Origin of the sequence: Antiquaquibacter oligotrophicus, assembly GCF_020535405.1 — a bacterium.
In the GTDB taxonomy this organism is placed as follows: Bacteria; Actinomycetota; Actinomycetes; order Actinomycetales; family Microbacteriaceae; genus Rhodoglobus; species Rhodoglobus oligotrophicus.
Genome location: NZ_CP085036.1, coordinates 438,856 through 459,609 on the forward strand (window position 1 = coordinate 438,856; position 20,754 = coordinate 459,609).

Sequence of the window (20,754 nt, forward strand, 5' to 3'; positions counted from 1 at the left end):
CGCTCTCAGGCGTCGTGCGCGGCGCCCGAATCCGCCAGAATCGCGCGGAACAGCGCGGCCTGGTCTCGTGCGTCGCCCAAAGCATTATGGGAGAGTGCCGACCCACCGAGGTATCGAGGCGAGAGCTCGCTCATGCTCGACTGCGCCAGGGTGGAACCGGCCTTGCCCATATAGTAGGCCTTGATGTCGACGGCGGCGTGGCCGAACGGATTGCGTCCGAGGTGACGTTCGAAGTAGTCGGCCACGAACATCCAATCGAAAGCGGCGTTGAACCCCACGAACACCGGGCGCTCGCCTTTCGGGGTCACCTCGTCGACCCATTCCGCAAACTGGCGCATAGCGACCTCGGGGTGAGTGCCGTCCTGAGCGAGTTCCTCCATCGAGAGCTTCGATACCTCGAGAGCAGCGGGAAGCGCAGCCTCGTGCTCTGGCGCGAGCTCGACGTAGAAAGACACCTCGGGCCGGTCGACGAGGCACGCACCAATCGAGAGGAGGGAGTAGAGGCTCGGGACAGGGCCGGCGGTCTCGACGTCGACGGAGATGAAGCACTCCGCTGGCTCGGGTTGGGGCATGGGCCCAACGTTATCCGTAGAGGCTGACGACCGCCTCACGGAACGCCTCCGTGTGTCTCTCAACGTCGGCGGGAGACGTCACAGGGCACATGAGCGCCATGTTGTGGAACGGTGTGATGAGGATGCCGCGATTGAGGGCGTGCAGGTGCAGGTACTGCTGCAACTCGAAATCATCGGCATCCGCTGCCTCGCGTCCGTCGCGCGGCGGCGTTGGTCGGAAGCTGTACTCCGCCCGCGCACCGAGTTGGGTGACCTGCCACGGCACGTCGAACTCGTCGATCGTCTTCTGAACGCCCACGGTCCATTCCGTGGAGCGAGCGATCATGTTGCCGAATGCGCTCTCGGTGAGCACGCGCTCGAGTGTTGCCCTCATACCCGCGAGAGAGAGGGCGTTGCCGGCGAGGGTTCCCCCCACTCCCCCGACGTCGATGTCCTCGAGGTCGAGCGACTCGCGCACGGCGTTCGAGAACTCGCGCGTCATGCCCCATGCGGCGGCGGGGATGCCCCCGCCGATGCTCTTGCCGAGCACGAGCGCATCAGGCTCCAGGCCGAGCTCGCGAGTAAGCCCACCGGCCCCCGCACTGAACGTGTGGGTCTCGTCAATGATGAGGATCGTGCCGTACCGTGTGCACAGCTCGCGCACCGCGTCGTGGTAGCCGGGATCCGGCAGCACGATACCGATGTTGGTGAGGGCCGGCTCGATGAGCAGCGCCGCAATCTCCCTGGTGCGCAGTACCGCATCGAGGCCATCAATGTCGTTGAACTGCACAACGGCCGTCGTCTCGTCGAGCGGAACCGGTGCACCGATGTTGCCTCGGCGTGAAACCACGGCACCGTCGGCGTCGAGCGTCGCATACGCCTCGTCCACCGTGCCGTGGTAGCTGAAGTCGTGCACGGCGATCTTCCGCCTGCCGGTCGACTGACGCGCGTAGCGGATGAGGCTACGGTTCGCGTCCGTTGCGGAGAGCGAGAACTGCCACACGGGGAGGGGGAAACGCGCACTCAGGAGCTCGGCCGTCGCCGCGGCATCCTCGGTGGGGAGCATAAAGGTCGAGCCGCGCCGTGCCTGCGCCTCGATCGCCGCGACGGATGCCTCGGGTGCGTGGCCGCACATGGCTCCCGTATCACCGAGGCACAGGTCGACATGATCGATGCCGTCAACACACGTGAAATGGGCTCCGCCGGCGGACTCGACGTAGACCGGCCACGGCCCCGGCCATTTCGCCATCCACAACATGGGCACACCGTCGGGCAGGTGCTCGATCGCACGCTGCCACTGGTCGGCAGATCGCGGGCGCGCCGCCCGAAACACCTCGAGCTCGCTCTCCCACGCCGCAGCCAGTCGCTCCCGGTCCTCGTACATCGTCGGTTTCGCTCCGGGTCAGCCGAGACGGGCGAGACGCTTGCGGCGAGCCGACTGGGTCACCTGACCGACGATCACCAGGACGATCGCGAGAAGGAACACTGCGGACGCGATCACGTTCGCCTCCGCCGGCACACCACGCGCGGCGGCCGTGTAGATGTAGATGGGGAAGGTCGTCACCGCGCCATTGTTGAATCGCGTGATGATGAAGTCATCGAAGCTCAGCGCGAAGGAGAGCAGTGCTGCCGCGATGATTCCCGGGAGCAACAACGGGAATGTAATACGCCAGAAGACTTGGGCGCTCGAGCCGTAGAGGTCACGGCCCGCCTCCTCGAGTGCGGGATCGAGACTGGAGATGCGCGCCTTGACCGTCACGACAACAAAACTCAGGCAGAACAACGCGTGCGCGGCGATGATCGTGCCGAGCCCCTTGGGGATGCCGGCCGACAAGAACTGCGCCGCAAGGCCAGCGCCCAGCACGATCTCGGGGGTCGCCATGGGGAGGAAAAGCAGCAGGCTGACGGATGAACGCGCGCGGAAGCGGTACCGCGTGAGCGCGAGTGCCATGAGGGTGCCGAGCGCTGTCGCGATGATCGTCGCAACAACACCGACCAGGATGCTCGTGCCGAACGCGTTACACACGCTCATGTCAGAGCACACGTTGATCCAGTTGTCGAAGGTAAACCCGACCCACACGATGTTCGACTTCACCGACGCGTTGAAGGAGAAAACGAACGTGTAGGCGATGGGAACCAACAGGAAGACCAACGCGAGCACGGCATACACCGGCAGGAGCCACTTTCCGAGGGAGAACGACCTCACAGCAGGTCCTCCGTTCCGCTGCGACGCACGTACAGCCCCACGATGAGAAGGATGAGCCCCATAAGAATTACCGACATGGCCGCGGCCGCGGGGTAGTTCAGCAGTTCGAGGAAGTTCGCTTCGATCACGTTGCCCACCATTTGTGTGGACGTCGACCCGAGGAAGCTCGAGCTCGCGTTGATGAAGTCGCCGGATGCCGGGATGAAGGTCAGGAGGGTGCCCGAGACGATCCCCGGCACCGAGAGCGGAAGCGTGACCTTCCAAAACGTCGTGGCCGGTGTCGCATATAGATCGGAACCCGCCTCGAGGTAGCGCGTATCGAGACGTTCGAGCGTGGTGTAGATCGGCAGGGTCATGAAGGGGATGAAGTTGTAGGTGAGTCCGAAGATCACCGAAAACGCGGTGCCCGTCAGGTGGCCGTCGGGAGGCAGGATCGCGAGCGCCTTGAGCCCCTGCACGAGTGGAGTGTCATCCGACATCAGCTGCTTCCACGCGAGGGTACGCAGGAGGAAGGAGATGAAGAACGGCGCGATGACGAGCGTGAGCATGAGCGCCTGGAGAAGCGGCCACTTGCGTGCCGTCACGCCGATGAAGTAAGCGAGCGGATAACTGATGATGAGCGCGAAGAAGGTCGCGGCGAGCGCGTACCCGAACGCCCGGAGGAAGTGCGGCCAATACTGGGCGACAACCGTCGCGTAGTTCTCGATCTTGAAAGCCTGCTGATACTGGCCGACGTCGCCGAAGTCCACGGGGGCCTGGAGCGAGGTGAGAATGAGAGAGATAAACGGCGTGAGGAAAAAGAGCGCGAGATAGGCGAGGCCCGGCGCGAGAAGCACCCAGGCGATCCAGCTCTTCTTGCGCGGCGCTTGCTCGACGGGCTGCGCCGTCGACGATCCAAAGGCTGCGAAGGCCATCGTCAGGCTTCCTCGATCTCCGCGAGGAGGTCCTTGCGCGTCTGCAGGGCGATCGAGGAGGTGTCGGCGTCGGACGCGAATCTGGGTGCGGCCTCCGGCTCATCGGCCAGACCGAAGCCGTGATCGACCGTCCACGACACCCACACTTCCGCCCCCTCGTGGACGACGGGGCCGAAGACCATGTTCTGCGCAAAGACCGTCACCGGCCCGACCCCGGGAATGGCGATTTGATACTGGGTGCTCACGCCACTGAACGACACGTCGATAACCCGTCCAGGGCCGAGGATGTTGGTGCCGGGAGCCGCTGTCGGGGCGGAGGTGGCGAGCATGAGCTTCTCCGGCCGAACTCCGATCGTCACACGCCCCGTGTGCCGCTGAGCGCGCTCCTTCGGCACTTCGATCTTCACACCAGCGACGTCCACCACTATCGAGCCGCCGGTCGACGAGGTGACCGAACCGGTGAAAAGGTTCGACTGCCCGAGGAAGTTTGCAACGAAGGCCGTTTTCGGCAACTCATACAGTTCTTCGGGCGCGCCCATCTGCTCAATGGCGCCCTTGTTCATGACGGCGACCGTGTCGGCCATCGTCATGGCTTCTTCCTGATCGTGCGTCACATGGAGGAACGTCAGGCCGACCTCGTCCTGGATGGTTTTGAGCTCGGTCTGCATCTGTCGTCTCAACTTGAGATCGAGCGCCCCGAGCGGCTCGTCGAGGAGCAACAGCGCTGGGCGGTTGACGACCGCACGGGCGAGAGCGACGCGTTGCTGCTGGCCGCCCGAAAGCTGCTGCGGTCGACGAGACGCGAGATGATCGAGTTCCACGAGTCGCAAGGCCTCGTGCGCCTTCCCGAGCGGGTCGCCGATCTTGCGGCGGCGAAGACCGAAGGCGACGTTCTCCAGAACGGTCATATGCGGAAAGAGCGCGTACGACTGGAACACCGTATTGACCGGACGCTTGAAGGGCTTGACGCTCGTCACATCCTTGCCGCCGATGAGAATGCGACCAGCGGTGGGCTGTTCGAGTCCCGCGACGAGGCGGAGAGTTGTCGTCTTGCCGCACCCGGACGGCCCGAGAAGTGCGAAAAACGAGCCGGCCGGAATCACCAGATCGAGGTCCTCGATCGCCGTGAATCCGGGAAACCGCTTGTTGATGCCGACGAGTTCGAGATCGGCTCCGGCCTCAGCGAAGGTGCGGTCGGCCATCAGGCACCGAGGCTGACTCGCTGGAACTCGTTGTTGAAGGCCTGATCGTCGGCCGCATCGAGCGTGCGGAAGATGTGCGCGTTGCTGAGCGTCTCCTCGTCGGGGAAGATCAGCTGGTTTTCGGCCACCTCGGGGAACAGCTCGGCGGCCGCCTCGGCCGCTCCCACCACGGGCGTGATGTAGTTGACCCACGCTGCGACCTCGGCAGCGACCTCAGGCTCGTAGTAGTAGTTCATGAGCGCTTCCGCGTTCGCCTTGCGGGTCGACCCCATGGGCACAACAAAGGTGTCGCCCCACAGGGTGCCACCGGTATCGGGAAGCGCGAACTTGAACCGCTCGTAGCCCACCTCCGCGTTCAGCACGGTGATGTCACCCGACCAGCAGATCCCGGCCACAGCATCGCCGGCAACGAAGTCCTGCATGTACTCGTTGCCCTTGATCCCGAGGATCTGCCCGTCTGTGACCTGCTTCTCCAGCACCTCGATGGCAGCGCCGTACTCGTCGGTGCCCCAATCGGACGACGAAATATCGACGCCGTTGGCGAGCAGGATCACCCCCATGGTGTCGCGGAGTTCGCTGAGGACGGTGACCTTGCCCTTGAGTTCTGGTGACCACAGGTCATCGAGTGACTCCAGGCCGGCGGGCACGGCTTCCGTATCCCAAGCAAGACCCGCGAAGCCGTTCTGCCACGGCAGGGACTTCATACGCCCGGGGTCAAAATCGGGTTCCAGGAGCGACGGAGCGAGATTTGCCTTGTTCGGAATGTTCGCCTCATCCAAATCTTGGACGTATCCGAACCGGATGAGGCGAGCAACCATCCATTCCGTGAGGCAGAAAGTATCGAACCCGGGGTACTGACCGAGAGCGAGCTGGTCCTTGATGGTCCCGTAGAACGTGTTGTTGTCGTCAATGTCGACGCGGTACTCGACCGCGATGCCACTCTCCTCTTCGAACCGCATGAGAGTGGGCGAGGCTCCGGAATCGTCCTCGTCGAGGTACGCCGGCCAGTTTCCCCACACAAGTGTTGGGTCGTTCGCAGAGTTGTCCTCCGCGGGGGTGGGCGCGGTTCCCCCCGACGGCGCGCACGCCGCGAGCGCGAGAGCACCAGCTCCGATGCCCATCCCCTGCAGGACATGGCGACGGCTGAGCTGTGCCCGCTTGGCCTGCAGCACAAGCTGGCGAATCATCGGGTCCTGGGGAAGTTCTCTCGGCATCGGCAGCCTCCTTTGGTTCGCGCGTCTTCGAATCCTGACACACTCCGTGAGCAGCGCACAGCACCGAACGGACAAATCGCGCGGTTTGTAACATGAATTTCACCGAATCAGTGTCGCCGGGGCGGAAAATGTGCGGAATCCATCGTGCGGGCGGCATGGCGTTACACAGCCCGGCCAGCCCCCGGGTCGATGGGGAGACGAATACGCCCGATGGTGTTATCGGCTCGGTACTCCCACGCCATCGTCGATCCGACGGGAAGCGGTGGAGGCACGGTGCGCAGACGCGTCACCATTCGAACGTCGGAGAGCGAGCATCCGTCGAGCACAACGTGCATGGTCGAACGCAGCGACGATAAGAGCCCCCAGTGCGATTGCCACTCGTCGAGGTCGGCGACGATCGCCGACGAGCTGCTCGTCTCGGTGGTCGACACCGCCGCAATACCCTCCACCCGCCATCCCGTACGCGCGAGTTCCGCGGCTAGATAGTCGGCCCGCGTCGAGGCCACTGCGAGCGAGCGACCGGGCTGCGGCACGGCCACGACCGGTTCGCGGCCGGTGTCGCGCACCTGCGCGAAGTGTGCCACCTGGATACGTGTGTCGCCCCTGAAACCCCACCCGGGGTGAGGACGTGCCGCAAAGGACTCACTCCTTCCACCCGCCAGCACCCAGTCCTGGCGCGAGGATGCCCAAGGAGGATCGTCGACGGGAAGAGAGCAGCAAGCGCGAGTGACTCGCCCTGGAGCCGCACCGCGCTCGCAGCAACCATGAACCCCCCACCCGGCCCTTCGCGCAGGATGCGGGTCAGCGAGTCCAGCCACGCGACACGGTGCTCACCGGAGAAACGCGACAGGATCGCATCCAGGTCATCGATGATCAGGATGCCCGGCTCCAGCCGATCAGTGTCGAGCCGATCCGCGGCCTCCGCAACGACATCCCACGCCCGCGGCGGGTCGGGCGGAACACGGATGCCCGGAATGCCTGCCAACGTGGTGCTCTTGCCACTGCGCGGGCCTCCGATGACGAGAAGGTTCCCGTCGGCGCTCGGATCCCACCCGAAAGTCTCTTGCCGCTGGACCTCGGGGATATCCGCGGCGCCCAGAGCGATGCCTCCCTCGATTCGCGCGAGCGTTGATGGCGCAATGTCACGTGGGAGCGGATCCAACCACGGTCGCCGTGGACGCGCCGCTCGGGCCCAGCGCTTCCGCACCACGTCGGCGTCGGCCGCATCGGCGAGTCCGACCTGGAGTGTTTCCGTGTCTGCACCTGCCCGGCGGACCACGACGCGACCGCGGCTCGCGGCGCTCAACTCCGACGCCTCGGATGTTCCGACGACGGCATGACTATCGGCGGCATTGTTGACGCGAAGCGAGAGTCGAAGATCGGCATTGGCCAGGAGGGAGTCTTTGACCACTCCGGCGGGGCGCTGAGTGCACAAAATGAGGTGCACGCCGAGCGAGCGACCGCGTGCCGCGATGTCGGCGAAGAGCGCATGGAGGTCGGGGAACTCGGCGAGCATCGCAGCGAACTCGTCGGCCACGATCACGAGGCGCGGCATCGACACGTCCTCGATGCCCCGAGCTCCGGTCACGGCCAATCGAGTTTCCCGGTAGCGCAATTCGGCCCGGAGGCTCGCCAGCGCCCGCTCCGCTTCGTGCTCGTCGAGGTCGTTGATCGTCCCGACGACATGCGGGAGCGAGGCCAGCGGGGCGAATGCAGATCCACCCTTGAAGTCGATGAGAAGAAAAGAGACTCGCTCCGGGGAATGCTCTGCCGCCATGGCGATGACCCAGGCGATGAGCAGTTCGCTCTTGCCACTCCCCGTTGTTCCGGCCACCACGGCGTGTGGACCTTCGGCGACCAGATCGAGTGACACGGGGCCGCTCGGACCGACAACGGGTGTGCACGGAAGCCCCGGTGCCGCCTCGTCCGCGACAGGGCGAAGGAGCGAACCTAGCGTCACGCTGTGCGGCAGTGCGGCTCCGATCTCCGCGACGGCCCTGGGGTCGTCGCGAAGGCGCGAGACCCAGGCCTCCGCCTCCCGTTGCGAGACGAAGGCGAGCCGGAGCGACACGCGGGCATCCGGCTCAGGATGCTGGACAACACGTGCCTCGTGCGGCCCCGTCACGACAACGATGCGGCACGTCGGCGGAATCTCCGCCTCCGATCCGCCGAGAGCCAGACGGATCACCGGATCAGCGTGACCGTGCTGTCCGAACGTGATGATCGACGCTCCGCCGGTGTCGCTGGCTTCGACGCGACGATGCGGAATGAGAGTGAGCCACAGCTCGCTGAGCTCATCGGAACAACTCATCCAGTAGTCCGCCGGTGGAAGAGAGCGAAGCAGCTGCAGCACGAGGCCGCGATAGACGGCGAGCGCGGTAGGCGCAGGCCCGACAATTCCGATTCCCAAGCGCGGGTCGGCGCCGAAGGGGCCGAGCAGTGTCCGGGCGGAAACCGCGATGTCAGTGATGTCGTCGCCGCTGCCGGCTGGCGGGGTGACCTCGAGCGAACTGCGGATGTCCGCTTCCCCGAGGACGACAACGAGAGCGCGTGTATCCGCGTGCCACAGTCCTCTGTCGTGCCGGCGCGACAGGATGGCCGGACCGTCGGGCCAGGCGTCCAAGAGCGCATCGCGCTCGCGCGAATGGGCGCGGACGATGTGTGCGCGTGCCTCGAGCATCTCGCGGTCGAACCTGGCCCGCTCGCGCGCGGCCCCGCGTCGACCGCCCCACCATTGGTCTCCAACGCTCGCGAGCGCTGTCACGGGGCCGAGTGCGGCGAAGCCGAGAGCGAAGAGTGACCCCGTGATCAGCCAGAGCGCCACCGAGACGACCACGGGTGCCAGTACCGCGAGCACGGGAAAGCGCCACGGCGTGGCGGGGGCGACCGGTGTGGGCAGAACGAGTCGGTTGTCTAACACGGCCGCAGTCTGCCGCCTCGCGCGGCCCGACATCCGGTGACTGAGCGGAGCTGTGCAGAACTAGCCGTCCACAACGCAGGGAGGTGGCGGTCAGCTCACGATGAAGAACTGCTCACCGATCTCCACGCGCGTGCCTCGCGCGATGCGGTAACGCTTGCCGGGTTCGCAGCGGCGTGCTGGCCGCTCGGGCTCTCGAACGATCGTGCCGTTGCCGGAGTAGCGATCGCTCACCCAGAAGGCACCGCCCTCCCGCCCGAATTCGAGGTGTGTCTTGGATACGGACTTGCCGGGATCCGAGATCGCCACGATCGTGTCCATGTGTTCGCCGGGTTCGGGGGTCGGATTACGACCCAGCAGCCCGGTTCCCGTGACACTCACACTCTCGCCCGTACTGAACTGCAGGATGAATCGGTCGCCACCCGCGCCCGGCGCCACGATTCTGGTCTGCTCGAGGTCCTCATCAAGTCGCAGCACAGCATCGACGGGCGTTGCGGCCGCGTGCCGTCCGTCCGTCGACCGGGCGATCGGCTCGGGCACGCCCGGCTCAGGCACGACCGGCTCAGGCACGACCGGCTCAGGCGCGACCGGCTCGGGCGCACTGTCGGTCACGACGAGCGGGTCATCACTCCACGGGAACGGCTCGATGATCTCGGTGTCACGCGGAAGAGCACTGCCACCGACGCGAACGAGACCGCACTCGCCGCAGAAGATATCCGTCTCGGAGAGTGCTGCTCCGCATTGCGCGCATGTCAAGCCGTGCTCACCCGGTGCGTCTTCTCGAGATGCGGGTGGGGCGGTGGGCGCGTGGACGATGGGCTCCGGCTGGGATGGCGGAGGCGGCGGAGTGGCCTCGGGCGGGGCTACCGGAGCGGGAGGCGTGGTGGCAACGGGAGGGGTCGGATTCTGGTCAACCACAGCGGGCGGGAGGTCGGCGAGGAAGTCCTCGCGCACCGCCGGATGCTGAGCCTCCGGCACCACGAGGTCCTCGACGACGAGCTCCTGGAGGGACCAGGGCGCGAGGGCGGGCTCTTCCGCCGCCGGTGCGGGCGTAGCCGCGTCGCGCACGGCGACGGCTCGACCACATTCGCCGCAAAACATGGCTCCGACCGGCAAATGGGTTCCGCAGTAGGAACAGGTCACGGTCGTCCTTCTATCGGGAAAAAATCCTGGTCACACTATAGCCACCGAGGGAGCGCAGGGAGACGCGAGCCTTCAGCCGCTGCCAACGGGTCAGGCCTGAGTCCAGAGTGCCACGCAGGTCGTCGACCGCACGCCATACGACGTCGGCATCCTCCGCTGTCGGTTCGTCCGGAGAGAACGTCGCCCTGTCCGCGACCGCGGCGAGGACCTGTGCCCCGACAACCCCGGTTACCCCTGCGACCTCGCTTCGGGTGCTCGAGGGTGCAGTCGAGACGCCGTGGTCGAGCACGGCATCCTCGAACTCGCGCCATCCTCCCGCGACGCGATCGGCGGGGAGCGTAGCGCGTCGTCGCAGACGGCGACGTCGGGCTTTCGCAACGATGATGACGAGGAAGGGCGAGATGAGGATCGCAAGCGCAAGCAGGACCCAGCCGAGCACCGTTGCGATCGCCAAGAGCACTCCCCAGAGCGGGTTGAGGTCAGGGGGAAGCTCTTGCTCGCTGTCGGGCGTCTCCTGGCGATCGGGTTGCTCGGTGTCGACGACCGGCGGGGGAACGATCGTCGGGGGGCGCGACACCTGCGCGTTGTCCTCCGGGAGTTCTTCGGGAATGTCGCGGTAGGGCGGAGTGACATCGAGGGCCACCCAGCCGTACTGAGCGGTATCGACCTCCACATAGGCGACGACGTCACCGCCTCGCACGACACCATCCTGAGGGACGAAACCGAGCACCACACGAGAGGGGAAGCCGAGCTCTCGCGCCATGAGCGCGGCGGTCGCGGCGTACTGTTCGCCGTCGCCGATCATCCGAGGCGCCGACAGGAGTTCGGTGAGACGATCGGACCCGTGTCCAGATCGGCTGGGAGGCTCGTCGTCGGTTACGCCGTGGCTGATATAGCCGTTGACGGCCAAGCCATCCAGCATGGCGGCCAGTTGTGCGCCGGGACCGTCCACTCCCGACACGTATTCCTCGAGAACGGTCACGAGTTCCTCGGGCACACCTGTCGCCTCCGGCACCACTGCGGACCCCGGTTCGAGATCTGAGATGTCCGAGAGTGCCGGCGATGGCGGCACGACCGAGTCGAGCTGGTAGCGATCTCCAGAGCTCAGGCCGCGCAGATCTGCCGCGGTGCCCGTGGTGTCGTTGTAGAAGAACGCTCCCCGGAGGTCTGCACCGTCAGGCCCCTCGAAGTCGATGGATCGCAGCTTTCCCACGGTAGGCACCCACACACCCGAGTACTGGTCGATCTCAATCGACGTCGACGTGTCGACCCCCTCGAGTCCAGACTGGTCGAACGTGGACGGCACACGTACGAAGGCACCGGATTCGCTGGTCACCGCAGCGCTTCCGACGGCAAAAACGACGCCGTCGTAGGTGTCGAGCGTTGCCAGCCGCACCAACTCCCCGTCCTGTCCGCTGACACGGAAGAGCACCGAATCGACCGTGTCTTCTTGCCAATAGCTTCGAAACGCGGAGAGCGGGCTGACGTAGTCGCGCGGATCGAAAGGCTGTTCCACGGCGGTGCGAAGCACGGTACGCGCCGTCGTCGGAGCGAGAGCCGACGCCGCTCCGACTCCCGCGCCTGCAGCAAGGACGAGCAGAACGAGGCCGCCGGCGAGTGCTCGGAAACCGGCGGCGTCTCGGGTCGGATGCTCGTCCGTCTCGCGAGCGAGGGCCGCCGTAGCTGCACGACGACGCCCCTGCCGAAAGCCGATGAGAGCGAGTGCGACGGCGGTCAGAAGAGCGATGGGGAGGATGACACTGGCGGCCCGATCATCCGGCCCGAAGGCGACGGCGACGATGTACACGATGACGGCAGGGAGCACGGATGCTTCCGGAACACGCGTTCTCGTCGCGATCGAAACGCCGATCACGACCGAGAGGAGCACGAGGAGAAAAGCGGGAACCAGGAGCGCCTCGTAGTCGCCGACGGGAAGCGTGACGGTGAGGAGCTGCTTCCACCCGAGTGCGACGCCGGCGAGGAGATCGAGGATTCCCTCGGGAGTGGGAAAAATCCCGTTGAGCGCGCGGGAGGGAACGGCGACCGGCACTCCGACCGCCACAAAATAGAGCGCGGTCAGGATCATGACAACCCATGACGGGTGACGGAATCGGGCGCCAAGGCCCGCGACAACGGCACCCCCTACGAGTCCCGCGCCGATCGCCACAAGAATGCCGCGGCTCTCGTAGATGGGCCACAGCGCCGCGCCCGCGATGAGGGTGACAAGCCAGACCGCAAGGATCGCGAACACGATCCGCGCCACGGGAACCCGCTCGCGCGACGGCGCCTTCACTCTGCCGCCGATCGCGACAGGGCCTTCTGAAGGTCTTCGAGGTAGCCGATGGTGAGGACACTGAGGCCTGGCACCCTTCGCAGACCGGGCGGCTCATCCGGGTTACAGACGACGGCCACAACATCGACATCGGGCGGGAAGAGAGTGGACGCCGCGCGCAGTTCACTGGGGCTCACACCCGAACCGCACACGAGGAAGGCCACGGAGACGCCGACGGTCCGATCGCCGGTCACGCGCGCAATGTCGTGCATTCCGAGCGCCGACTCGGAGAGTTCGACTCCCGCGAGATCATCGAGAAGCCTCGATCGCGACAGCGACGACAACTCGCGCACAGCGTAGAGCTTTCTCTTCGCAAACTGAGGTGTCTCGACACCCGTCACGACCGTGATGGTGCGCGCATCCCGAATGGCGCGAGCCCCGAGCGATCCCGCGACACTCACAGCGAGTTCGAACTCGTCTGGCGACCCGTAGTCCGCGTCGGCAACACTCAGCGCGACAACGAGGTGGCTGCGCCTGGTCTCCTCGAACTGCCGCACCATGTAGGTGCCGGTTTTTGCCGTCGACTTCCAGTGGATGTTGCGGCGCTCATCCCCCGGGACGTACTCGCGGATGGCATGGAAGGCGACATCGTTGGCCGCCAGGTCGCGCGTGGGGTTTCCCTCGAGATCTCGGATGAGTCCGGTGCTCATGCTGGGAATACCCACGGTGCGCGGATGAATGTACAGCTGTGCGACGTCCGCCCACACGACATCTCGGCGCACGATGCCGATCGGGTCCGCGCGAACTGTCCGCACGGGTCCGACGGTGATGATGCCGCGACGCGAGCTCGGAACAACAAACTCTCGAGTGGACTCCGCTCCTCCGGCGAGGCCGGGAAGGGCGAGTTCCACCACACCGGGACCGACGGGGACCTCGACGGTGGTGCCGATCGCCCGTCGGCGCGATGGATTGCGCACATCGATCTCGCCGATCGCTCGCTCCCCGACCACCACCCGCGAACGCGGAATGCGAACAGACAGCCGCATCGGCGACCGTCCGATCAGGTAGACGACCGCGAGGGACACGAGTGTGACGAGTGCCCATCCGAGCACAACGAACTCGACGATCCCCCAGACGTACCCGGCGATCAGTGCGGCCGGTGCAAGCACGATCAGGGTCCATCCGACGGGCGAGATAACGTCGGCGACGCGACCGAACACCCGCGAGGTGACCTTGCGAATGGCTCGACCAATCCTGACAACCCCGATGACAAGGTCTGCAAGGAATCCGGTACGGTCACCGACGATCTTCGTTCGAGCGTTCGTCAGTCCCCGCGTACCCGTACTGAAGTGACTGTCGAATCTGGACGAGGTTGCATCCCGGGCACGCGTGGACTGCCGCGTCGATGACGCAGCCGTCTTCGACGCGGCAGAGCCGCCAACCGTTCGTGCCACCTACTGAGCCGTTTGCCGATCGGACGGCGGCGGTGTCTCGAGGATGATCTGCGCCATAAGGCTCGCGGCCGTGACGCCGTCGAACTCGGCCTCGGGGTCGACGACAAGTCGGTGGGCCAAAACCGGCTCCGCGAGAGACTTGACGTCATCCGGGATCACGTAGTGGCGACCGCTCGCAGCAGCCAGCGTCTTGGACGATCGCACGAGAGCGAGGGCCCCTCTGACACTCGCACCCAATCGAATTTCGGGTAGCGAGCGTGTTGCTTCGACGAGGCGCCCGACGTAGTCGTTGATCGACGGGTCGACGTGAACGGTTCTAGCTAGCTGCGCCATCTCCGTGACGACCTCTGCGGTGACGATCGGCGACAGAGTGTTCTCGTGTGAACGGACCACGGAGCCCTCGAGGATACGCATCGTCGACGCGTGGTCGGGGTACCCGATCGACGCTTTCATGAGGAATCGATCGAGTTGGGCCTCCGGGAGACGATACGTTCCGGCCTGCTCGATGGGATTCTGCGTCGCGATGACCATGAAGGGCGATGCAACATCGTGGGTGACACCGTCGACCGTCACGTGCTGCTCTTCCATCACCTCGAGGAGAGCGGACTGAGTTTTGGGGCTCGCACGGTTGATCTCGTCGGCGAGCACGATGTTGGCGAAAACCGGCCCCGGGTGGTACTCGAACTCCGCCCGTCCCTGGTCGTAGATGTTGACCCCCGTGATGTCACCGGGCAGGAGGTCGGGGGTGAATTGGATGCGACTGGATGTACCCGCAACCGACTGCGCGATCGCCCGTGCGAACGAGGTCTTGCCGGTGCCCGGGTAGTCCTCGAGGAGAAGGTGTCCCTCGCTGAGCAGGGCGGTGAATCCCAGCCGCACCACAAACGTCTTACCGAGGAGAACCTGGTCGACGTTCGCGACGAGGCGGCCGAAGATATCCGAGAACCACGAGGCCTGTTCCGGGGTCATGGTCATAGCTTTCTCCTGGTGGTGATCGGGTCAGTCATAGTCGAATCCGTTGTAACTCGCGTCGTAGGTCCCACCCGCGACAAGCACACGAATCGTGAGGTACGGGGTCTCCCCCGCCGCGGCCTCGAATCGGCAGGATGCCCCCGCGATCGAGATACTCGTAAAACTACCCGCGCCCGGACTGGAACCGCACGCGACTTGCACGTCGTCGTAGCTTCCGGTCGGCCATCCGGTGAAGGCGAAGTTACCGGTGGGCGCCTCAGATGAAGGGTCATCCCAGGTGTACGTGATGCCACTCGCGCCCGCATTGACGGGGACACCCATGGTCTGAGAGGCGGAGGGAACGTCCTGACACAGCTCCTGTCCCGAGTACACCCGGCACGCGACGGCGGTGATCGCCACAGACGTTCCGTACTGCAGAGGGTCGGCCTCGATGAACGACCCGATCGTGATCGGCCCCTTCAGCGTGCCGCCATTGAGCCTGTAGTACACACGGAAATCGCTCGTGAGCGCCGTCGAGCCCATCTGCCCGCCCGTGAGAACAAAGTCGAACAATGTTCCCGTGCGCGCGGTGGGACCGCTCCAGGTGAGGTTGGTGATCACACCCGGTTTGGTCTGCGCACGAACTGCCGGGCTCGCGGTACAGCCCTGGCTGTTCACCGCGAAAACGATGAACGAATACTCGGCGTTGGCGTTCAATCCGCCGAACGATGTCGAGGTGCCCGTGCCGACTGAATTCACGGTGGCACCGCCGGCGTTGATCGTGCCGTCCGGGGCGCACGTTGGGGCGGAATCGGTGTATGCCGCTGCGTGATACGCGGTGATCGGTCGGCCGTTGTCGCTGAACACACCCGCCCACGTGAGAGCGATCTCGGTGTCGCTCGTCACGGAGGCGAGCGGGCTTCCCCCTGCCACGGGCGGACCAGCTGGGGTTCCCGTGACCGACGAGGAATTCCACGCGGCGAGAGGACTGTAGGCGTCGTTGCGGGCGCTAACGGTCGCCGTGACGGCAGATCCGTTGGTCAGGGACGCGTCGTAGATGTCCGCCGAGCACCGCGCGGTCGAGCATCCGGCCGTCGTACTCACTCCCCCGACCGTGACGAGATAACCCGACACCGGCGATGCGCCGGCGGGCATTGCTACGCGATCCCACGACACACGCAGCCCGCGGTTGAGGGGCTCGGCGCTCAGACTCGTGGGTGCTGCGGGGATGACATCGGACCAGATGTTCTCGAGGAGCGACACGGGATCGGACGCACCGATCGCGTTCACCGCCGAGACAGACACGCGCACGGCGTTGCCCGGCCCGTTTCCGGGAGTCGAGATCGTGCAGGTTGTTGTCGGGCACGTCGTAACCCCGAGAGGAGCACCGCCCGCTGACTGGATTGTGACCCGGTATTCGGTGATGGGCGAATTGTTGAACTGGCCCGCGTTCCAGCGCAGAGTGATGCTGCGATCGCCGAACGACGTCGGGGCAACGTTCGTCACCGGATCTGGACGGTCCTGCACGGATGCGGTGATCGTTCCCCACGCAAAACGAGTCGGATCGTTGGTCGCATCAGCTACCTGGTACTGGAAACTCACGTCCGCAGGCGCGGCGGAGGGCGCGACGCTGACGACGAGGGTCGAATTGTCCGAGCTCGGGCGCACGGACAACCCCGCGGGAAGCGTGCTGCCATCGAGGCCGCGAATCTGGACGACACGCAACGGCACCGAGGGGAAGGGATTTGTGGCGCGGTCGTTGGCGAGCACATCGATTGTGGTGGTTTCGCCACGGCGCACAACAGCGCTGTCGGGCGCAGGGCGCACAAGCGGTCTCGTCGAGGCAACAACCCGCACATCGACCCGACCCGACTTGCCCTCGCTCAGATCGTCGCGAACGCCGATACCGAACGATCCGGTCGACCCCTTGACCGCGTTGGCACCAGCGATGATGGTCAGCTGCGTTCCGCTGAGTGAAGCCGTGAATCCTGTCGGCTGTGTTCCCACGATCGAGTAGGCGAGCTCGGTGAGGTCATCGGGGTACGGGTAATTTGTGAGCCGGAGCAGATCGATGACCTTCTCTTGCCCCGGTTCGAACTCGAGCGACGCGCCCGTGAACACCGGCGGCTGGTTATCTCTCGGCAGCACGGTGATCGGCAGCACGAGGGTCGCGGTTCGACCATCAGGGTCGGTCGCGCTCGTCCCGTCGGTCACCTCGAAGGAAATGGATGCCGGGCCGAAGTACTTCTCGGCCGAGGTGAACTCGAGTGTGTCAGAGTCCACGACGAGATCGTCGCCGTTGGCGTGGGTCGCCTGCACGGAGCTCGAATCGGTGAGCCTGACCTGTTTGCCCCCGACAGCGATGACGTAGTCATTGATGTCGATGCGCAGGGTCGACTCGCTGTTGACCCGTAACGCCGGTGCACGAGTATCGAGTTGCGGAAGGGCATCCTCGAACCCCGGAACACGAATGAAGGCGTAACTGAACACCTCGGGGTCCTCGGGATGGGTGACCCGGAACGGGATGATTTGGCGCCGCTCATCGATGGTCACCTCCACGAGCTTGGTGTCGAGGACACGCGCCGACCCCTCGAAGCCCGGGTAGATGCTCAGCCCCAGCGAGCGCGGATCACCGTCGGCGAAAAACACTTGCGAGAGAACATCGACCATGACGGTGTCGCGATCAAGCACATCCGAGAGCGTCAATACCGTGTCCGAAGCGACGGGATAGGCGAGCGGGGCATCCTCGGCCACCCGCACTCGGATGAAGTTCTGGCTCGTACCGCCAAGTTCGTTTTCGATGCTGTAGATGACGCCGTACGTGCCCTCCTGACGCGGCGGTGTCACGCGAACGACGTCTCCCACAACCTGGGCGATGGTCTCGGGGTCGTTGGGTTCCGCCGAGACCACACGCAGGGGACTACCGTCTGGGTCGGAGTCGTTGGCGAGCACCTGCACGGAGACGGTGAAGCCGGGGCGCACGGTCACCTCGTCGACGATAGCGACCGGGTTACGCGCGCCATCGAGGCGTGGGCTGATGCCGACCCTGATGGTGCCGGTGGCCCTGGCGCCCAAGGCGTCGATGACCGCGTAGGTGAAGACGTCGGTGCCGGCGGAGTACTCCCCCGCCTCATAAACGAGCGACTCGGCATCCGCGGAGACGACCGTTCCCTTGTCTGGATTGCTGGACTGACCCAAGAGCTGCACGGAGTCGCCGTCCGGGTCGGTCCCGGTGAGCGGAATGCGGATGCTCACACTCTCGCCGGCGAGGACGCGCGCCGTGACGGTGGGTGGCACGGGAGGGTTGTTGGTCGCGGCATCCTCTTCTCGAACCGCGATGCGAACCGTTGCGGTCGCGAGTTGCCCGTCCGGCCCTGACACCGAGTAGGCCGCCGTGAAGTTACCCGGTGTCTCGGGTGCGAGATAACGCAATACGTTGCCCGACGCGAAGAGCAATCCGCCGTCCTCTGGCACGTCCTGCGCAAGTTCGGGTTCGAGGGTGAGAGCGAGGCCATCCGGATGCTCGTCGTTGCTGAGAACGGGGATGTCGATGGCATCCCCGACCCTGACCGTCGCGGAGTCCTCTTCGGCGATGGGTGGCTGGATTCGAGCCGGTGCGGGGATCTCGACGACGGTGATGACACCCTCGGCTTCGGCGAGACCGTTGCTTATTCGATAGTTGAAGGCAACCGGCCCCGAATCCAAGGGGGATTCCAGGCTCACTCGCACAAGTCGCTGCTCGAGGATCTCGGCCCGTACTCCCGATCCTTCGGGGAGGTTCATGATCCCCGTGACGAGGAGAACGCCTCCGGCCGGGTCGACATCGGTACCTGCGACGTCGATTCTCTCGTTGCGCAGGGTCTGAACAAAAACGGTTTTGGGGATCGTGATGGGCCGCGTACTCGTCGTCGGCGAGACCACATCGACACGAACGACCCCGTTGGCGGTCTGTGTGCCGTCGGTGACGACAAAGTCGACGTAGTGGGTGCGGATCTCGGTACTGACGAAGCGGAATGTGCCCGTTTCGTAGCTTGGGGTGACGGTAAAGCCAGAGCGTGCCGGAACACTGCCGAGGCGGATCGTTCCGGATCCGCCCGTGACGTGATCGAGCGGAGCCACCGTGAGTTCCTCGCCAGCGATGGCCGTCACGACAAACGGCCGCGCAGTGAGAGGCACCTCTCCGCGCGGGAGCACCGCAACCGTGAGCGCGCCCGTGCCCTGAGCCAAACCGTCCGAGACGACGAGCGCCACGGTCTTGGCCCCTGAGGCCTCCCCTCCGTCGGAGAAGACGACCGTGCCCTGAGGCTTGTATGCGACGCTGTCAGGCGCGGGGATGCTCGCGTCCACGAGGTAGAACGGGTCGCCGTCGGGGTCGACCCAGTCCCCCAGCACCTCGGTCGCCACGCGGCCGCCCACCTCGACGGTGGCGCTGGTTGATCGCACTTGAATCGGCGGAGAGTTTTCCTCTGGCGACCTCACCGTCACGGTGACATTGGCGGAGGCCACTCCTCCGCGGCCATCGGAGATCGAGTAGCCGAACGTCACGGTTCCGCTCGCTCCGGGAGAGAGGGTCAGTTGAATCTGCTGACGCTCTGTGATGAGGTCGGCGCGCCCGATCGACTCGTCGATCGGTGTTACCTCGTCGATGACGAGCACGTCACCGTTGGCGTCGTAGTCGTTGAGCAGTACGGGAAGGACAGTGGCTCGACCCGGTCGCGCCCCGAACTCGTCGTCGACAGCGACGGGAGGTTGCTGAACCTTCTCGACCTCGGTGGGAACGTTCTCGTCCGTGAGTTCCTCGTCTGGCTGCTCGTCGTCGGGAACGATGAGGTCGTCCCAATTGTCGATCAGCTGACCATCGCGCTGAATTGCCCACGAATCGCCCGATCGCGAATCGTTGAGCACCGCACGCGAACCGTTGGCGACAAACGCGAGCGCCGCCGTCGACGGCATCGAATCGAGTTCGATAGTCGCACCGGCATCCGTCCCGCAACGCCGCCACGATTGGCCGGATGTCCACGCCGCGTATTCACAGTCCCCGATCGCGAACGGAGGAGCAGCAACACCGGATGTGTCGCCGGTGATCTCAACGGGAGCCCCACCGTCGAACGGCACCCCGACGAGCCCACCGGAGTGGGCGAGGAGGAATCGATCACCGACAGAACTCGGAGCCTGAATCCGCGCGCCTGCCGCCGAGGGAACGAATTCGCTCAGATCGATCGAGCCCTGCTCCGTCGTCACCGTTCTGGACGCCGAGTTCCACAGGGCCCAGCGGTCGGCGACCGAGGTCAGCGTCAGGGAGCCTGGCACCGCCTCCACCTGTACGGACCCCACGGTCTGAGCGACCTCCGATGAGCTCGCCTCGAGTCGGTACAGGGCGCCGGTTGCGGCGGCCCAACCGAATAGCGTTCCGTCCGGTTCGACGGTGACAAGAGCATCGGGGCCGAGTTCTAGGACGGCCGGGGCCTGCGAATCGAATCCGGCAACATCGTCAACGGGTACGACCCAGACACGACCCGACCCCGCCTCGAAGATGACGGTGTTTGGTCCCGCTGTCCACACTTCCGGGCGCTCAGGTGGGAGCACAACGCTGTCGACGGATTCCGACGTAGCAGGGTCGATAACCTCGAGGCGCGCCTCCGATCGATCCACGAGCAGCACGGAGGAGCCATCCTGGACGACCGAGAGGTCGCTTCCGGTCGTGGGGACAACCGAGTTCAGTTCGAGGATTTCGGTATTCGCACGACCGATTGCCTGCTGGGCATTGTTTGGCACCCAGACGGACCCGTCACCCAGGTCGAATCGTTGAGCCGTGTAGCCCGTCGACACGATGGCCACACCCGCGATGAGTGCAGCGATGACCGTCCCGCTCGCGACACTCGCTGTCAGCGATCGGTGAGAAGAGAACCATTGCCTGATCACGGAGCACC

Annotated in this window: 13 protein-coding genes; all 13 read right to left on the reverse strand. The window is 65.3% G+C overall.

Annotated features, from left to right (window positions below):
* Positions 1-5: 5 nt before the first annotated feature.
* Positions 6-572 carry a 3'-5' exonuclease gene (locus LH407_RS02170; RefSeq protein WP_322132931.1) on the reverse strand — a complete coding sequence of 189 codons (567 nt, stop codon included), beginning with the start codon at positions 570-572 and terminating at the stop codon, positions 6-8.
* Positions 573-582: 10 nt separating this feature from the next.
* Complete coding sequence (locus tag LH407_RS02175) at positions 583-1,935, reverse strand: transaminase (protein ID WP_322132930.1); 1,353 nt, start codon at positions 1,933-1,935, stop codon at positions 583-585.
* A gap of 18 nt (positions 1,936-1,953) precedes the next feature.
* The gene (locus LH407_RS02180; protein WP_322132929.1) at positions 1,954-2,757 is read right to left on the reverse strand and encodes an ABC transporter permease; all 804 of its coding nucleotides are present in this window, start codon (positions 2,755-2,757) and stop codon (positions 1,954-1,956) included.
* The gene (locus LH407_RS02185) at positions 2,754-3,671 is read right to left on the reverse strand and encodes an ABC transporter permease (protein WP_322132928.1); all 918 of its coding nucleotides are present in this window, start codon (positions 3,669-3,671) and stop codon (positions 2,754-2,756) included. The genes LH407_RS02180 and LH407_RS02185 overlap by 4 nt, the downstream gene beginning before the upstream one ends.
* Before the next feature lie 2 nt (positions 3,672-3,673).
* Positions 3,674-4,873, reverse strand: a complete 1,200-nt coding sequence (locus LH407_RS02190) for an ABC transporter ATP-binding protein (RefSeq protein ID WP_322132927.1) — start codon at positions 4,871-4,873, stop codon at positions 3,674-3,676.
* Positions 4,873-6,087 (reverse strand): ABC transporter substrate-binding protein, encoded by a 1,215-nt coding sequence (locus LH407_RS02195; RefSeq protein ID WP_322132926.1) that lies wholly within the window; start codon positions 6,085-6,087, stop codon positions 4,873-4,875. Before LH407_RS02195 ends, LH407_RS02190 begins: the two co-directional genes overlap by 1 nt.
* 161 nt (positions 6,088-6,248) lie before the next feature.
* On the reverse strand, positions 6,249-6,518 hold the full coding sequence (locus tag LH407_RS02200) for a hypothetical protein (protein WP_322135032.1): 270 nt from the start codon (positions 6,516-6,518) through the stop codon (positions 6,249-6,251).
* Between the two features lie 47 nt (positions 6,519-6,565).
* Positions 6,566-9,007: an FtsK/SpoIIIE domain-containing protein gene (locus LH407_RS02205; protein WP_322132924.1), complete on the reverse strand. Its 2,442-nt coding sequence runs from the start codon at positions 9,005-9,007 to the stop codon at positions 6,566-6,568.
* A 90-nt stretch (positions 9,008-9,097) separates the two neighbouring features.
* Positions 9,098-10,072, reverse strand: coding sequence for a zinc ribbon domain-containing protein (locus tag LH407_RS02210; RefSeq protein ID WP_322135033.1), 975 nt, complete (start codon positions 10,070-10,072; stop codon positions 9,098-9,100).
* Between the two features lie 85 nt (positions 10,073-10,157).
* On the reverse strand, positions 10,158-12,410 hold the full coding sequence (locus tag LH407_RS02215) for a transglutaminase domain-containing protein (protein ID WP_322132922.1): 2,253 nt from the start codon (positions 12,408-12,410) through the stop codon (positions 10,158-10,160).
* Positions 12,411-12,436: 26 nt separating this feature from the next.
* Positions 12,437-13,873, reverse strand: a complete 1,437-nt coding sequence (locus LH407_RS02220) for a DUF58 domain-containing protein (protein ID WP_322132921.1) — start codon at positions 13,871-13,873, stop codon at positions 12,437-12,439.
* Positions 13,874-14,848, reverse strand: a complete 975-nt coding sequence (locus LH407_RS02225) for an AAA family ATPase (RefSeq protein WP_322132920.1) — start codon at positions 14,846-14,848, stop codon at positions 13,874-13,876.
* A 24-nt stretch (positions 14,849-14,872) separates the two neighbouring features.
* Positions 14,873-20,746 (reverse strand): Ig-like domain-containing protein, encoded by a 5,874-nt coding sequence (locus tag LH407_RS02230; RefSeq protein ID WP_322132919.1) that lies wholly within the window; start codon positions 20,744-20,746, stop codon positions 14,873-14,875.
* Positions 20,747-20,754 lie beyond the last annotated feature (8 nt).

What these genes read in the sequence shown, in the direction of transcription:
- LH407_RS02170 (WP_322132931.1), bottom strand. Translation starts at nt 572, where the DNA reads ATGCCCCAACCCGAGCCAGCGGAGTGCTTCATCTCCGTCGACGTCGAG.
- LH407_RS02175 (WP_322132930.1), bottom strand. Translation starts at nt 1,935, where the DNA reads ATGTACGAGGACCGGGAGCGACTGGCTGCGGCGTGGGAGAGCGAGCTC.
- LH407_RS02185 (WP_322132928.1), bottom strand. Translation starts at nt 3,671, where the DNA reads ATGGCCTTCGCAGCCTTTGGATCGTCGACGGCGCAGCCCGTCGAGCAA.
- LH407_RS02190 (WP_322132927.1), bottom strand. Translation starts at nt 4,873, where the DNA reads ATGGCCGACCGCACCTTCGCTGAGGCCGGAGCCGATCTCGAACTCGTC.
- LH407_RS02195 (WP_322132926.1), bottom strand. Translation starts at nt 6,087, where the DNA reads ATGCCGAGAGAACTTCCCCAGGACCCGATGATTCGCCAGCTTGTGCTG.
- LH407_RS02225 (WP_322132920.1), bottom strand. Translation starts at nt 14,848, where the DNA reads ATGACCATGACCCCGGAACAGGCCTCGTGGTTCTCGGATATCTTCGGC.